Raw genomic sequence first — 15,317 nt, forward strand, 5'->3', positions numbered from 1 at the left:
GATCGCGGGGTGGTCCTCAGCCTGGACGAGGGCACGACCGGCGCCACCGCCCTCGCTGTCGGCCTCGATGGCGAGGTGCGCGGCCAGGGCTATCGCGAGATCACGCAGCACTATCCCGAGCCCGGCTGGGTGGAGCACGACCCAGAGGAGATCTGGACGGCCGTGCAGCGCGCCGCGAGCGATGCGCTCGCCGCGGCGGGGGCGACGCCCGCGGACGTTCGAGCGATTGGGATCACCAACCAGCGCGAGACGCTCGTCATCTGGGATCGCCGCACGCTCAGGCCCCTAGGTCCGGCCATCGTCTGGCAGGACCGGCGGACCGCCGCCGAGTGCACCCGGCTCCGCGCGGCCGGGCACGAGGACAGGGTGCGCGAGATCACCGGCCTCGTGCTGGACCCGTACTTCACGGCCACCAAGCTCGCCTGGGCGCTGGAGCACCTGGAAGGCGCGGCCGGCGCCGCGGTGGGGACGGTCGACAGCTGGCTGGTCGCGCGCCTGTCGGCCGGGCGTGACCACGTCACCGACGCCTCCAACGCTTCGCGCACGCTGCTGTTCGACATCGGCCGGGGGACATGGAGCGAGGAGATGGCTGGACTGTTCGGCGTCTCCCTCGCCAATCTCCCCGCAGTGGTTGATTCCAGCGGCGATATCTCGCGCAGCGATCCAGCCTCGTTCGGAGGCATAGGCGTGCCGATCAGCGGCATCGCCGGCGACCAGCAGGCCGCGCTGTTCGGCCAGGCCTGCACCAAGGTCGGGATGGCGAAGAACACGTACGGCACCGGTTCGTTCGTGCTGTTGCAGACCGGGGCCGATCGCGTCGCGTCGAAGACGGGCATGCTCACGACGGTCGCGTGGCGCCGAGGCGGGCAGCTGACGTATGCGTTGGAAGGCGCCATCTTCATCACCGGCGCCGCGTTGCAATGGCTGCGCGACGGTCTCGGCATCATCGGCAGCGCCGCCGAGGCGGGCCCCATCGCGTCGTCGGTGCCGGACAGCGGCGGCGTCTTCATGGTCCCGGCCTTCGTCGGGCTCGGCGCGCCGCACTGGGACCCCTACGCCCGCGGCACGATCGTCGGCCTGACGCGCGGCAGCGCCCGCGCGCACCTGGTGCGTGCCGCGGTCGAGTCGATGGCCTATCAGACCTGTGACGTGGTCGAGGCCATGGAGCGGGACACCGGCGAGCCGATGCACGAGCTCCGGGTCGACGGCGGCGCGGCGGTGATGGACGTCCTGTGCCAGTTTCAGGCCGATTTGCTCGGCATCCCGGTGCGGCGGCCGCGGAACAACGAAACGACGGCGCTGGGCGCGGCCTTCCTCGCCGGTCTCGGCGCCGGCATCTGGACCGACTCCGACCTGAAGGACCTGTGGAAGCTCGACCGCGAGTTCGAGCCGAAGATGCCTCGCGACCAGGCGGAGGCGCTGCTGACGCAGTGGCGCAACGCGGTGAAACGGAGCCGGCAGTGGGCGCTACCTGATAATCAGTAGGTCTTGAGCACCAACCCAGTTTCCCCAGGGCGATTGCGGCACCCGATCCTCTATGCCGACCAGATGTGGCGGCAGCAGCGCTTTTTCGCCGGCTTCCTGGTCGCGGTGGGGCTGGTGATGACCGTCCTTCTGGTCTATCAGGGCCAGCTCCACAAGACCGCCAACCTCATCTGGCTGGTGTACATTCCGAGCGGGCTGCTGCTCGGCGGTGCCTTTCTGCTCTACAAGCGGCGCAGCTTCGTCGAACCGCTCGACGGCGGGCTGAAGCTGTCAACCCTCCGATCGAGCGTGCTGATCGATTACGACCTGATCCGGGGCGTGCGGGTGCAGCCGCTCAAGCTGGCGTTCCAGGACCGGCGCAGCCGCATGGTGGCGCCGATGATGAAGCCGCTGATGGACAAGCCCGCGCTCTTCGTTCGACTGCGCGGCACCGACGAGGACGTCGCGCTGCTCAAGAAGAAGTTGGGCTCGCGCATGTTGTACGAGGACACGATCGCGCTTCCGGTCAAAGACCCGGATGCGGTGGCATGGGAGATCAGCTCGCGACTGCCGGACCGCCTGGGCCAGAACCAGGGCGGGGGCAAGCACCGTAAACGGCGACGTTGACGGGGCCGCCCGCCCATCAGTTAGAAGAGTCACAAGCACCACAGGCTCGGCGCGAGCGAACCCATCTCGACCGCTGGGATCTGGTCGCGCTCCTGACGCTGACGGCCGTCGCGTTCGTCCTGCGCTTCTTCAGCCCGATCATGCCCGACGTTTTCGCCCACCCGTTCCACGGCCCGGCCGTTTCCGACTGCGTTTCGAGCACGCCCATCGACCCTCAGGGTGACCCGGGCACGCTGTGCGGCCTCGCCTACCCGTTCAACCGCGGCTACCCGGACGCCAACGGCCAGCTGTCGCCGCCCAACGGCCAGGTTTTCGACGAGATCTACTTCCCCGTCGACGCCTATGACGACGTCAAGGGCATGGAGGTGTGCCGGCCGTCCACGGTCAACTGCCGGTTCAACTATTTCGACCCTGAGCCTCCGCTCGGCAAGCTGATCATCGCCGCCGGCGAGTGGAGCTACGGCTGGTACCGGGCTCACTTCCAGGGCGCCACCGGCGATTACATCGACCTGGGATTCAAGCCTTTTGGCTGGCGAATCGCCGCATGCCTCTTCGGCACGCTCTGCATCTCGATCATGTACCTGCTCGCCCGGCGCCTGTGGCCCAACCGGCTGTTTGCGATCGCCGCCGCCACGCTCGCCTGTTTCGACGGGATGTTCTTCATCCAATCTCGAATCGGAATGATCGACATCTTTCCGATCTTCTTCATCCTGCTCGCCTACCTTCTCTACCTGGTCCACGTCCAGAGCCGCGGTCCGCGCGGGTCGCTGATCTCACTGCTGGCGCTCGGAATCGTCCTGGGCATCGGCATCGCCTCGAAGTGGATCGTCCTCGCCGCGTTCGCGAGCATCGTTTTCCTCCTCGTCATCCGGGCCGTCCGCCGGCACGTGAATTTCCACGTCGGTCCGCCCGGCGGCCCGATCTGGTCGTGGGGCCGAGGCGATGGGCCCGCGGTCCCGGGCGGCGTGCGGTGGCAGGTGTACCTGCCGCTGGCCCTGGTCGCCCTGGTGGTGATCCCGGCCGCGATCTACGTCGCCGCGTGGTACCCGTTCTTCGCCCGCGGCCAGTTCCACAACCTGGCCGACCTCATCGACTACCAGCGGGCGTCGTACATCTACCACGCGACGTTGAAAGCCACGCATCCGTATGGCTCGCCGTGGTGGTCGTGGCCGTTCCTGTCGCGGCCGGTGCTCTATTACGCCGAGTACACCGGCCTGGGGGTGGACCACTGGACGGGCCAGCAGCTCGTTTCGCGGATGGCGAACCTTGGTAACCCCTGGATCTGGTGGACGAGCCTGCCCTGCGTGGCGTCGCTGCCGTACTTCATCCTCCGGCACCGAAGCTTCCCGGCCACGGTGATCCTGCTCGGGTTCATCAGCCAGTACCTGCCCTGGTCTCAGATCAGCCGGGTGATCTTCATGTACCACATGTTCGGCGGGCTCATCTTCATGATCCTGGCGCTCGCGTTCGTGCTCACCCACATGGCCGAGCACCTGCGTCCGCCCGGCCGGCAGCTCCTGGTCGTCAACCACCTGGCGGTGGCCGTGGTCTTCTTCATGTACTTCTACCCGGTCTGGACCGGCCTGCCGATCTCCGGCTCGGCGTACTTCATCGGTTCGGGGACGCCGCCTTGGGGGCCGAAGATCTGGCTCATCAACTGCAAGGCCAACCTGCCGCCTGGGCAGCCACAGTTGTGGTGTTGGAACTAGCGCCGGCGAGCTTTCTGGTCGCGTGCGTGGCGGCCGGGTTCGGCATCACGTACCTCAGCGGCCTCGCTTTGAATCTCGAGGAGCGGGTGGCTTTCGGGGCCGTGCTCGGCGCGATGGCGGTGGCGACGGCGAGCTTCGTCGCGTCGATGGTGGTTGGCGAGGTCACGGTGCCGACGGCGCTTGCGGGGCTGGCGATCAGCCTTGCGCTCGGCGCGGGAGCCGCCTTCGCACGGCGCTCGCAGGTCATCTCGGATTGGACGGATGCGCGCCGGCGCTGGTCGGCGTCACCGAAATCGTCCGCGCATCCCTGGCCCCTCGCCGCGGTGGTCCTCGTCTGTGGCGTCTGGTCGGTCCACTTCCTGCACCAGGCGTACGTGTATCTGCCGAACGGCCTGTTCGCGGGCTACGTCAACATCTGGGGCGATTGGGCGGCGCACCTGAGCTTTGCCGGCTCTTTCGCGTACGGACGCAACTTCCCGCCCGAGTACTCGATCGATCCAGGCAACCACCTCGGCTACCCCTTCATGATCGATTTCTTCGCCGCCGACCTGGTGCCACTCGGCAGCAGCCTGACCTCGGCCCTGGTGCTGACGTCGGGCCTGCTCGGCCTGACTTTTCCAGCCGTGCTGTACCTGGCGGCGCTCAGATTCGCGGGCGGCCGGGCGGCGGCCGCGATCGCGGTGTTCGTGTTTCTCTTGAGCGGCGGGCTGGGGTTCGTCTATCTGTTCGGCGACGTGCAGCGCGGTGGCCTCGGCGCTTTGCTGCACCTCGGTCGCGAGTACACGCTCAATCGCGGGCTCAACTACCAGTGGCTGAATCCGGTGCTCGCCTACCTGGTGCCGCAGCGCTCGACGCTGTTCGGCTTCAGCCTCGCCCTGATCCTCCTCGTCGTGCTGTGGCGCGCGGCGCGCGGCGGTGCCGGCTGGCGGCCGTTTCTCTTCGCCGGCCTGGTCGCCGGACTGACACCGGTCTTCCACGTGCACGCTTATGGAACCGTCGTCGCGCTCGCCGTTTTCTGGGCGGTCTTCAGCCGGCGGCGCGAATGGCTCGCTTTCTTCATCCCCGCGCTCGCCCTGGGGGTCCCGATCCTGGTGTGGATGTGGCCGCCCGCGAACAACAGCATCTGCGCCGGCGGCCTGGCTGTGCACGGCTTTTGCCTCGAGGCGGGCTGGCTTTCGTACACCGATTGGCAGCGCGACGGCGTGTTGTGGTTCGGCCGCGACTTCGCGTGGTTCTGGATCAAGAACACGTCGCTCTTCATCCCGCTTCTCATCGCCGCCCATTTCCTGCATCGATGGTTCGACACCGATTTCCCCCGGTGGTTCGCGCCGATGTGGCTGTGGTTCATCGTCCCGAGTTTCATCGTCCTGCAGCCCTGGGACTGGGACAACACCAAGTTCTTCATCTTCTGGGCGCTGCTGGGCAGCGTGATGGCCGGCGCGGTGCTCGCCGGCATGCTGCGGCGTGGGGGCGGCACGGCGATCGCCGCCGGGGTGCTGCTGCTCCTGCTCGGGCTCGCCGGGACCCTCGACCTGGCGCGCGCCTCGGATTTCAGCGTGAGCTCGGTGCGGTTCACGGACCAAGGCGGGCTGCGGGTGGCGGATTGGGTGAGGCAGCACACGAGCCCGACTTCGGTTTTCGTCGTCGCGGACGAGCACAACAACCCCATCCCTACGCTGACGGGCAGGCGCGTGCTGATCGGCTACCCGGGCTGGCTGTGGACGTACGGGCTGGACGATTACGTCCAGAAAGGGGTGGACGAAAAGCTCATCCTCGACGGTGCGCCCTCGACGCCCGACCTGGTGCTCAAGTACGGCGTCGACTACGTGCTGATCGGCCCGCAGGAGCTGCCGCGCGGCGCCAGTCGCGCGTACTGGGACGAGCACGGCACGCTGGTCTATGACAGCGGCGATTACGCCGTGTACCGAACCTTGAGGGCTGGCGCGGGTTAGGGTCGTGCCCCGTCGGACCTGGGTCGGGCCTATGGGGCGGGGAGGATGATCGGGGGACGCTCCGGTGCGCTGGGCTTGGGCGTCGGAGGTTCGATGCTCGAGTCCATGGCCGCCTCCAGCCGGCGCGTCAGGCGCTTCATCTCGCGATCGCTGCGGTCCAGCCGGTTGACGATCTGAAGCAGGATCTCGTCCTGGTGCATCAGGTGGTTCATGAGCGCCTTGAGCTCTTCTTCGGCTTTGACGTCGAGCTCGTAAGCGTGCTGCGCTCGAAGCCGGTCACGGTCGGCGAGCCGGTTGAGGGCCATCAGCACGACGGAGACCCACACCGCGGCCTCGAGGCTGAGGATGAAGTTGAGGAACATGAAGGGGTAGCGGTCCCAGGGCCGGATGAGGTTGAGGGCGTTCAGGGCGACCCACAGGACCATGATGCCGACCTGGGCCAGGACGAAGGCCCAGCTCCCGATCAGGCGGGCGAAATCGTCGGCGACGCGATCGGCAAAGGTCAGCTTGCGTTCGACTTCGCGGTTGAGATCGCGGACCGGCGGATGGTCGTGCTGATGCCTGATCAGGTCTTTGGCGATGTCTTCGATTTCTCGGCCGATTGACATTGGGTCCATCCTCTGGGGTTGCTGCGTTGAATAGGCGTAGCTGATAGCTTCGCTCAAAGGACCCCCACCTGGCTACCGAAAGTAAGTCTTGGGTTGGTCCCTGCTAACGGTAATCGTGCGAGCGCTGCTGGGGCCGGGGCACGCCCCGGAGCGCTTCGATGTGGCTCGCGAGCACCGACCAGACACCATCTTGGCGCTGCATCACGCCGTCGATGATCAAGATCGGTTGGCGGTTAGCGATGTGGCGGTAGCGGTCGTAGACGTCGGGCTTGATCGTGACGTTGACCTGGCCGAACTCGTCCTCGAGGGTGAAGAAGCGGATCTTCTTCGCGGTCGAGGGCGCCTGGCGGGTGATCACCAACCCGGCCACTCGCACCCTGTGGCGGTCGGGGATCGACGGCAGCTGGTTGCTCTCGAGGGCGCCCATCGCTCGGAGTCGGTCGCGGCAGAAGTGGATGAGGTGGTGGCCGGTGGAGAGGTCTGAGATTCGGTACTCGAGCTGGTTGGCGTCGAACTCGTCGACCGCTGGCAGGTCGGGAGCGGTGCCGTTCAGTCGCAGCTCGGCTTGGGTCCCAAGGCCCCGGCGCAGACCGTGGCCGTGCCATCGTTCCTGCCAGCCCCACAGGAGCTTGCGCCGGGGTTGGCGGAGGGCATCGAAGGCGCCGACCATGACGAGGTTGCGGACCGCGCGAGGGCCGATGGGTCCGCCGCGGAGGCGGTTCAAAAAATCGTCGAAGGAGCTGTAAGGGCCGGCGCGCCGGCGCTCGGCGACGATCGCGTTGCGGCCGTCCTCGCCCAGGTCGCGGACGTAGTTGAGGCCGATGCGCATGGCGTGGGTCATGGCCGCCTGCGCCTTAACCGCCTGGGTTGACGCGACCGATACGCTGATTTCGGTTGGCCGGCGGGGGAGGGACGGCCTGGTGGAGGAGGGAGGGCCCTCGGCGAGCTGTGGCTTGGTTGGGGAGAGGGCCAGGGGTTCGGGGAGGCATCTTGCGTACGAACGGTTGACGTCCACCGGCAGCACCTTCACTCCGTGGCGCTTCAGGTCCTCGACCAGCACGCTGGGGTGGTAGAAGCCCATCGGCTGGTGGTTCAGGAGGCCGCAGCCGAACTCGACCGGATAATTGAGCTTGAGCCACGCCGTCTCGTAGGTCGTGCGCGCGAAGGCGGCGGCATGCGAGCGGCAAAAGCCATAGACGGCGAAGCCCTGCACGGCGGCGAAGAGCTGGTCCGCGACCTCGCGCGGCACGCTGTTGGCGAGGCAGCCGTTGATGAAATCACCCTCCAGCGAAGACATCTCGACGCGGTTGAGGTGGCGGGTCATCGCGCGCCGGAAGCCGTCCGCCTGGCTGGGCGTCATGCCCGCGACCCGCATGGCGATCTCGATGATCTGCTCCTGGTAGAGAATCACGCCGAGCGTGTCCTTGAGGACGGGCTCGAGCAGCGGATGCGCGTAGATCACCGGCTCGCGGCCCTGCTTGCGCCGGATGTAGGGATGGACGGCATTGCCCTGGATCGGACCGGGCCGGATGATCGCGACCTCGACCACCAGATCGTTGAAGCTCTGCGGCCGGGTGCGCGGGAGGGTCTGCATCTGGGCACGCGACTCGATCTGGAAGACGCCGATGGTGTCCGCCTCGCTGCACATCTCGAACACCTTCGGATCGTCCAGCGGCAGCCGGTCGAGGTCTGGGCGCGTGCCGGTGGTGTCTTGGATGAGGTCCAGGGTCTCGGCCACGACCGAAAGCGTGCGCAGACCGAGCAGGTCCACCTTGATCAGGCCCAGGTCCTCGACGTCGTCCTTGTTGAACTGGACGACCCGGCGCCCTTCCATCGTGGCCGGCTCGACCGGCACGATGTCGACCAGCGGCTCGCCGGTGACCAGCATCCCGCCCACGTGGATCGAGAGGTGCCGCGGGAATTCGATGACCTCCCGGCACAGCTCCAGGAACTGCTGCCAGCTCTGGGGACGCATATCCGCCGGCGGCGGCATCGCGCCGGTCATCGAATCCTCGACGCCTTCCGTGGGGTTTCCAGGCGGCGTCAACATCTCGCCTGGGGCCGGCCATCGGTCCACGCCCTTGGCGAGCCGGTCGAGCAGCTCGGCCGAGAAGCCCAGCGCCTTGCCCACCTGCCGGATCGCCATGCGCGGCTGGAAGGTGACCACGTTGCACACCATCCCGGTCCGCTCCCAGCCGTACTTGTCGTAGACGTACTGGATCACCTGCTCGCGGTGCTTGGTCGAGAAGTCGATGTCGATGTCCGGCGTGCTCGTCATCTCCTCGTGCAGGAAGCGCTCGAAGAGGAGGTTGTGCTCGATGGGGTCGACGCGCGTGATGCCGAGCACGTAGGCGACGATCGAGTCGGCGGCCGAGCCGCGGCCCTGGCCGGGGACGCCGTGCTCACGCGCGAAACGCATGAGGTCCCAGTTGATGAGGAAGAACTCGGCGAGCCCGGTCTTCTCGATGACCTCGAGCTCGCGTTGGAGCCGGCGGGCCACCTCGGGCGTGATCGGCCTGTAGCGCTCTCGAACGCCTTCGAAGCAGAGCTTGTAGAGAAACGAGAAAGGGGTTTCGCCCGCGGGCACCGGGTAGCCCGGGAAGCGCACCTTGCGGAAATCGAGCTCGACAGCACACTCCTGCGCGATGTCCCACGGCGCCGCCAGCGCCTCGGCGTGGCCTTTGAAGAGCGGGCGCATCTCATCGCCTGCCTTCAGGTGATGCTCGGCGTTGGGGAAGAGGTGCGGCCGCGCCCCGTCCAGGGTGGTGCGGTGGCGGATCGCGACCAGCACGTCGTGGAGGCGGCGCCGCTCAGGGACGTGGTAGTGGACCTGGTTGGTGGCAACGACGGCGGCCCCGCACCGCTTCGCCATCGACGCCCGGCCCTCGAGCACCCATGGGTCCTCAGGGCGAAGGTGGTGGTGGAGCTCGCTGAAAACGCTCTCGTTGCCGAGCGCCTCCTGGAGCTCGCGCAGGCGCCGTTCATCGTCGGTGGCGCTGAGATAGAAGAGGTCGCCCTTGTGCTCGGCGACCCTGGTGAGCGTCGCGCGCGCCTCGCCTTTCGGTTGATCGGCGTGAGCAAGGCTCAGGAGCCGGCAGAGGTTGGAGTAACCGCGCAGGTTGCGGGCGATGACCACCGTCTCCTGGCCATCGACCTCCAGCGCCGTGCCGATGAGCGGCTTGACCCCGAGCTTGCGGCAGGCCTGGAGGAACTTCACCGCGCCATAGACCCCGCCGCGATCGGTGATCGCGAGCGCGGGCATCTCGAGCTCGGCGGCGCGCGCCGCCAGCTCGGCGGGATGCGAGCCGCCATCGAGGAAGGAGAAGTTGGAGTGGCAGTGCAGCTCGACGTAGGGCGCGCGCATCAGGCGGGCCTCGGGAGGTCTACCGCCGGCCGGCGATGCTCGGCTCCGGCATCGTTCGTCAAGGTGCTCAGTCGTAGACCCGTTCCACGAACCATTCGTCGCGCGAGAGGTCGTGGTACAGCTCGCACAGCACGTTGCTGTTGAGCAGCGCCTTCCAGTACTCGCGGACCACGGGCTCGTGCCACCACTCGGTTTCGACCTTCCAGCGCGCGATGGGGTCGATGGAGCCGCTGAACCCGCCCGAGATGAATGCCGGGGTGCGGTCATCACCGAGCGTGACCTCGACCGCGGCGGGAGGCGACAGCAGGTGGGTCATGCGAAGCGCTGTGAGGGGATTGGGGAAAAGACAAGTCCAGGGCGCGGCTTGCGCACCACGTCATCGCCGTGTCGTTCCTGCAACCGCTCGAGTGCCGCGATCACCTCGTCACTGTTGCCGTCCCCGCCCGCCCACAGCCGCAGCTGTCTTCGACCCGCGCCTTCCAGGACGGGGAGCTCGATCCACAGCTCGGTGATCGGAGCGCGCGGCTGCCACTGCTTGATCCACGAACCGATGAGCCCGAACAGCTCGGCCGCGCTGGAGAGTGGATGGCGCACGACGGAATCACGCGTCTCGGGCCGCCCCGATTCGAAGAGCAGCCGTATGCGCACGTGTTTGGCGCCGGCGCCTCGCAGCCCCAGCTCTTCGGCAAGGTCGCCGCACAGCGCTCGCGCGACGAAGAGCAGTGCCTCGCGGTCTTCGACCGGTGAATCGAACTGTCGATGCGCGCTAGTGAATTGCGGAGGACGCCAGGGCGTTAGCTGCTCGGGTTCGAGGCCTCGCGCGAGAAGGACCGCGCGCCGGCCGGCGGGGCCGAGCTGGCTTTCGAGCTCGCGCGGTCCGATGGCCGCCACGGCGCCCAGCGTGCGAAGGCCCAGCAGGTCGAGGCGTTCCAGCTGCTCCGTGTCGAGGGAGAGCTCGTGAGAAGAAAGTGGGGCGAGGAACGCGCCCGCGTCATCGACGCGCATGAGGCGGCCTGGTCGCGCGCGAGCCGCGGCGAGCTGGGCGGAGAAAGGCCCGGGCGCTAAACCGAGCCGTGGTTCGCGGCCGATGGCGGTGCGCAGGCGACGCCGCGTTTCGCGGATCGAATCGCCCGGCTTCGGCACACCGCTCACGTCCAGCCACGCGACGCCTTCGACTCGCGCCTCGACCACCGGGGCGAGGTCGTAGAGCGCGGAGGCGATGAGCTCGCGCAGGCGCGCGGCCGCGTCGGGGTCCGGCGGTAAGAAGGTCGCGTGCGGGCAGAGGTGCTCGGCCTGGCGCAACGGCATCCCGGGCGCCACGCCGAACGGCAGCGCCTCCTCGGAGGCGGCGATGACGCGGTCCTCCCAATGGCCGACCACGACGGGCCCCCCGTACAGGTCGGGGCGTCGGGCGAGCTCCAGATGCCCGGTCAGACCACAGCAGTGGCTGGTGAAAGATCCCAACTTGTCACCTCCCGCGACTGCGTCGCGGGGACCCCAGAGGACGTGGAGGCTGGGGAGGGGGCGCTGACGCAGACGTTGACCTGGTGGTCGAACAGGGGCTGTGCGCTCAGCGGGTAACGGATCTCCAGCTCGGTTTCTCCAAGCGGAGGCGCCACGCGATTCTTCAAGCAGCGCGCCGAAGTCCGCAGGCCGACCAGCTGCCCTCGCTCCCAGACCCAGTCCGTGCGGGAAAAACCAAGGCTCAGGCTCGAGGCGTGTGCGAACGCGCGGCCGGGCGCATCGACCACTCCCACCAGCACGGTTCCCGAGCGGTTGGCTCCGGCTTCAAGTGGTCCCAGCCAGTGCTCCGGGACCTCTCCCATTAAAAGGATGAAGCCGGCCCCGGCCCGGGCCAGCGCCGCCGCCGCCTCCCCGGCCGGGTCGGGATCGGGCGGGCGAATCACGGTCAGCGAGCTCAGCTTCGGATCGAAAGGCAGCAGCGCCCAGGGATCGAAACTGGCGCCGCTGTCGATCACCATGGCGTGCGCGAACTCATGGGTGGCGCCGGCGAGCAGCGCGAGAGCAAGCGTGAGCTTGCCGCAGGTCCCGCTCCCGGTCAGAAGCACAAGCCGGCCGCGCGGCAGACCCTCGATCCCGGTCAGGCGATCGATCGGGGTCCGGCTGGGCCAGGGCCGAGGAGGCGGGAGCTCCGCCGCCCTGGTCAGCGCCTGGCTGCCGAAACGGAGCCGGATCGAGTTGATGGCGTCGTCGAGCTGTGCCTGCATCTTTTTCTCCAGTGGGCGGGCCTCCGGATAAGAGAGACGCAGGGGGGAAGAGGAGGTGCCTCAAGCCTATCGAACAGATGTTCTGAAGTCAAGCCAGAGGCTATCTTTCTTATATGGCCCGGGTGGTGGTGATCGGCGGCGGCGTGATCGGCTGCGCCATCGCCGAGCGCCTGACCCTCGAACGCCATCACGTCACCCTGCTCGAACGAGACCGGCTCGGTGGCCGCGCCTCCGGCGCTGCGGCGGGCGAGCTCAGCCCTCAGGCCGCTGGCCGCACCCTCGAATCCGCCGCCCGCAGCCTGCGGATGTTTCCCGAGCTGGTGGCGCGCATTGAGAAGGACGCCGGGGTGGAGGCCGAGTACCGTCCCCTGCCGGCGCTCCTGCCCGCCTTCGACGAGGACGAGGCGGCGCGTCTCAGGGCCTGTGGAGGACGCTGGCTCGATGCCCAGGCCTGTCGTGGCATGGCTCCCTCTTTGACTCCGGACGCGGTCGGGGCTCTGCTGCTCAACCACGCACAGATCACGCCGCCGCGCTTCGTGCGCGCGCTGGCCCGGGCGGCGGCGTCACGTGGCGCGGAGATTCGAGAAGGGACACCGGCCACCGGCTTGGTCGTCGAAGGTGGCGAGGTGCGAGGCGTCAGGACTCCCTCCGCCACCCTGGAAGCGGACTGGGTCGTGATCGCGGCCGGACCCTGGAGCAGCGAGGTGGCGTCGTCGGCCGGCATCACCGTCGACGTTCGCCCGCAGCGGGGTCAGCTGGCGGCGCTCAGCTCCACGTCGGTGCGGTTGACGCAGAGCATCTTCTGGTCGACGGGATACCTGGTGCCGAAACCCGACGGCACCGTCATCGCCGGCGGCACGGAGGAGGATTCGGGATTCGACGACCGGCCGACCGTGGCGGGTGCCGCGAGTCTGTTGAGCTTCGCCTGCCGCATGGTGCCGGACCTTGGCGCGGCGACGCTCGAGCGGCTGTGGGCGGGTCTTCGACCCGTGACCCCTGACGGCGAGCCGATCGAACGCCTCGCTCCAGGCGTCGCCAACCTGATCGTCGCGACCGGTCACCACCGCAAGGGCATCCTTCTTTCCCCGCTCGCGGCGGCCACCGTCGCGTCGATGATCGGCGGCTCGAGAAAGTAAGAGCGCCGGGGCTCCACAGAACCCCGGCGCAGAACGAACGAACTAGGAAACGCTTGAAGAAGTTCTAGTTACTTCTTCTTCGCGGACTTCTTGGCAGCCTTCTTGGCAGCCGGCTTCTTAGCAGCCTTCTTCTTAGCCATCATGCATTACCTCCTTCTCCCTTGATGCGGACCCGATAGGTTCCATCGGCTTGGCGGGCTCCATGTCCTGGTGGGACGTGATGCACGTTCTCTTCTGCACGCACCTCCTCTGCAACCCCACGGGTTTCGCCGCGAAGCCTCATCGATGAGGTCTCCGAAACGTTGGCGGTTGTGCGAAATGGGTCGCGCACTCGCGTCGGGTCCGTCGCCTCTGTGGTGGCAACCGCGAGTGGCATCGCCATACAAGTTGTTGTGATACTCGACTGAACCCACTCACGTCAATGGGTAGCTAAGATTTTTTTTGTGAGGTCTCCGACGATGTACGTCGACGGCGTCACCCTCACGACCTCTCTCGACGTTTTGAAGCACTGAGACGGCGGACGACATGAGGATCGTGCTCGGTCATGGCGCATCGGGCAATGCAGCGTCGATGAAGCCCTACGTCGATGGTTTCAAGCGTCGCGGAATCGATGCCGTCGCGGTCGATCTTCCACGCGGAAGCGCGGAGCACGCGGTCCCCGTTTTCATCAAGGCCTCGGGACGAGGACACCAGGCCATCGGTGGCGGCCAGTCGTTCGGCGGCAGGGTCGCGAGCCTGGCCGCGGTCGAGGCGGACTTCGGTGGACTGATCCTCTTTTCGTATCCGCTTCACCGGCCGGGCTTCACCGACGAGCGCCGCACCGTGCACCTGCCCTCCATTCGCTGCCCCACCCTGTTCCTGAGCGGCGACCGCGATCCCTTTGCGCGCCTCGACCTCCTGCGGGAGTCCGTCAAGCTCGTCCCCAACGCCCGCCTCGAGGTCTTCAAGGGGCAAGGCCACGGCCTGCTCGCCGTCCTGGACCAGGCGCTCGACGTTGCGGCCGATTTCATCAGCACCCTCAAATGACGGCCAGCCAGCACATGGTCCACGCCAACGGACTGCGCTTCCGCACCATGGTCGACGGACCCGCCGGCGGCGAGCTCTTCATCCTCCTGCATGGGTTCCCGGAGGGAGCGGAGTCCTGGTCAAAGCAGGTGGAGGCTCTGTCGAGGGCCGGCTGCCTCACTGTCGCGCCGGATCTTCGCGGCTACGGCCTGAGCGACGCACCGGACGGAGTCGAGCACTACGCCATCACCCACCTGGTCGAGGACGTGGCGGGGATCATCAAAGCTTTCGGCCGGGCCGCCGCTCACGTCGCCGGTCACGACTGGGGTGCGGTCGTGGCCTGGTTCTTCGCCGGCCGCCACCCGGAGATGACGAAAACGCTCACGGCGCTTTCGGTCGCGCATCCCGCCGCGCTCGCCGCAAGCAGCCGCGAGGACGAAGACCAGCAAACCCGCTCACGCTACGTCGCGCTTTTCCTGATGGAGGGCAAGGCGGAGCGGGTCCTGGCGGACGAGGACCATCGCCGGCTGCGCGCCATGTTCGCATCGGGCCCCAAACCCGACGCGGTGCCGCGCGGCGTGATCGATCACTTCACGCGATCACTCGGCCGGCCGGGCCGCCTCACCGCCGCGCTCAACTATTACCGCGCCAACCTCCGGACCGAAGGCGGCGCCTGGGAGGCACTGGCCGGCCTGGGCGCCATCCAGGCACCGACGCAGCTGCTGTGGGGCGACCAGGATCCCGCGCTGGGCAGACGCGCCATCGAGGCCACCGCCGCCCGCGTCCAGGGCGAGTTCCGGCTCGAGATCCTGGCCGGCGCGGGGCACTGGCTGCAGTTCGAGCGTCCCGACGAGGTCAACCGTGCGCTCACGCGAGCCGCGAGTAAGCTTTCTGGGATGCTCCACCGGGACGAACAGGAGCGGCGGCAAGGCCTGCGCCGACTCGATGACATCCTGGACACGCTCGAGCAGCTCAACCTTCACGACAGGACCGAACTGCCCGACCACGTGGCCGAGGCCCTGGTGCTGCTGGGGATCACGGCTCCGCACAGCATTCCCGTCCCGCAGCTGATCGAGCGCGTGTGGGCGATGCAGCAGCCGTACCTCATCACCATCGTCGTCGAGCGCCGCCGGCGCCGGCGCCGAAAGGTCTCGAGCGAATCCGCCCTTGTCTGAGAGCGAGACCACGCCGCACTGGTTCCGCGCCCGCTGAGACCCAGCGACT

11 protein-coding genes are annotated in these 15,317 nt (G+C 67.8%); 7 read left to right on the plus strand and 4 right to left on the minus strand.

The window, feature by feature from the left end; all coding sequences use genetic code 11:
* The first annotated feature begins 9 nt into the window (after positions 1-9).
* Genes glpK through EPN29_10020 form a run of 4 tightly spaced genes read left to right on the plus strand, consistent with a single transcriptional unit; the run spans position 10 to position 5,752 of the window.
* On the plus strand, positions 10-1,485 hold the full coding sequence (glpK, locus tag EPN29_10005) for a glycerol kinase (GenBank protein TAN32127.1): 1,476 nt from the start codon (positions 10-12) through the stop codon (positions 1,483-1,485).
* Between the two features lie 3 nt (positions 1,486-1,488).
* Entirely contained in the window at positions 1,489-2,091 is a 603-nt protein-coding gene (locus tag EPN29_10010) for a hypothetical protein (protein TAN32051.1), read from the plus strand.
* The gene (locus tag EPN29_10015) at positions 2,088-3,800 is read left to right on the plus strand and encodes a phospholipid carrier-dependent glycosyltransferase (protein ID TAN32052.1); all 1,713 of its coding nucleotides are present in this window, start codon (positions 2,088-2,090) and stop codon (positions 3,798-3,800) included. The genes EPN29_10010 and EPN29_10015 overlap by 4 nt, the downstream gene beginning before the upstream one ends.
* On the plus strand, positions 3,791-5,752 hold the full coding sequence (locus EPN29_10020; GenBank protein TAN32053.1) for a hypothetical protein: 1,962 nt from the start codon (positions 3,791-3,793) through the stop codon (positions 5,750-5,752). The genes EPN29_10015 and EPN29_10020 overlap by 10 nt, the downstream gene beginning before the upstream one ends.
* A 29-nt stretch (positions 5,753-5,781) precedes the next feature.
* Here the strand turns inward: EPN29_10020 and EPN29_10025 are convergent, their stop codons facing one another.
* The 4 genes from EPN29_10025 to EPN29_10040 all read right to left on the minus strand — a co-directional run bounded on the left by EPN29_10025 (position 5,782) and on the right by EPN29_10040 (position 11,952).
* A complete protein-coding gene (locus EPN29_10025; protein TAN32054.1) occupies positions 5,782-6,369 on the minus strand; it encodes a DUF1003 domain-containing protein in 588 nt (195 codons plus the stop codon).
* 94 nt (positions 6,370-6,463) lie between these two features.
* Positions 6,464-9,991, minus strand: a complete 3,528-nt coding sequence (gene dnaE / locus EPN29_10030) for a DNA polymerase III subunit alpha (protein ID TAN32055.1) — start codon at positions 9,989-9,991, stop codon at positions 6,464-6,466.
* A 45-nt stretch (positions 9,992-10,036) separates the two neighbouring features.
* Positions 10,037-11,407, minus strand: coding sequence for a hypothetical protein (locus EPN29_10035; protein ID TAN32056.1), 1,371 nt, complete (start codon positions 11,405-11,407; stop codon positions 10,037-10,039).
* Positions 11,155-11,952 carry a hypothetical protein gene (locus tag EPN29_10040; protein ID TAN32057.1) on the minus strand — a complete coding sequence of 266 codons (798 nt, stop codon included), beginning with the start codon at positions 11,950-11,952 and terminating at the stop codon, positions 11,155-11,157. Before EPN29_10040 ends, EPN29_10035 begins: the two co-directional genes overlap by 253 nt.
* 113 nt (positions 11,953-12,065) lie before the next feature.
* Here EPN29_10040 and EPN29_10045 point away from each other — a divergent pair, with 113 nt between their 5' ends.
* From EPN29_10045 to EPN29_10055, 3 genes are all read left to right on the plus strand, one after another.
* The gene (locus EPN29_10045; protein TAN32058.1) at positions 12,066-13,088 is read left to right on the plus strand and encodes an FAD-dependent oxidoreductase; all 1,023 of its coding nucleotides are present in this window, start codon (positions 12,066-12,068) and stop codon (positions 13,086-13,088) included.
* A 525-nt stretch (positions 13,089-13,613) separates the two neighbouring features.
* The gene (locus EPN29_10050) at positions 13,614-14,114 is read left to right on the plus strand and encodes an alpha/beta hydrolase (GenBank protein TAN32059.1); all 501 of its coding nucleotides are present in this window, start codon (positions 13,614-13,616) and stop codon (positions 14,112-14,114) included.
* Entirely contained in the window at positions 14,111-15,268 is a 1,158-nt protein-coding gene (locus tag EPN29_10055; GenBank protein TAN32060.1) for an alpha/beta hydrolase, read from the plus strand. Before EPN29_10050 ends, EPN29_10055 begins: the two co-directional genes overlap by 4 nt.
* Positions 15,269-15,317 lie beyond the last annotated feature (49 nt).

The organism is bacterium (assembly GCA_004299235.1).
Classification (GTDB): Bacteria; Chloroflexota; Dormibacteria; order Dormibacterales; family Dormibacteraceae; genus SCQL01.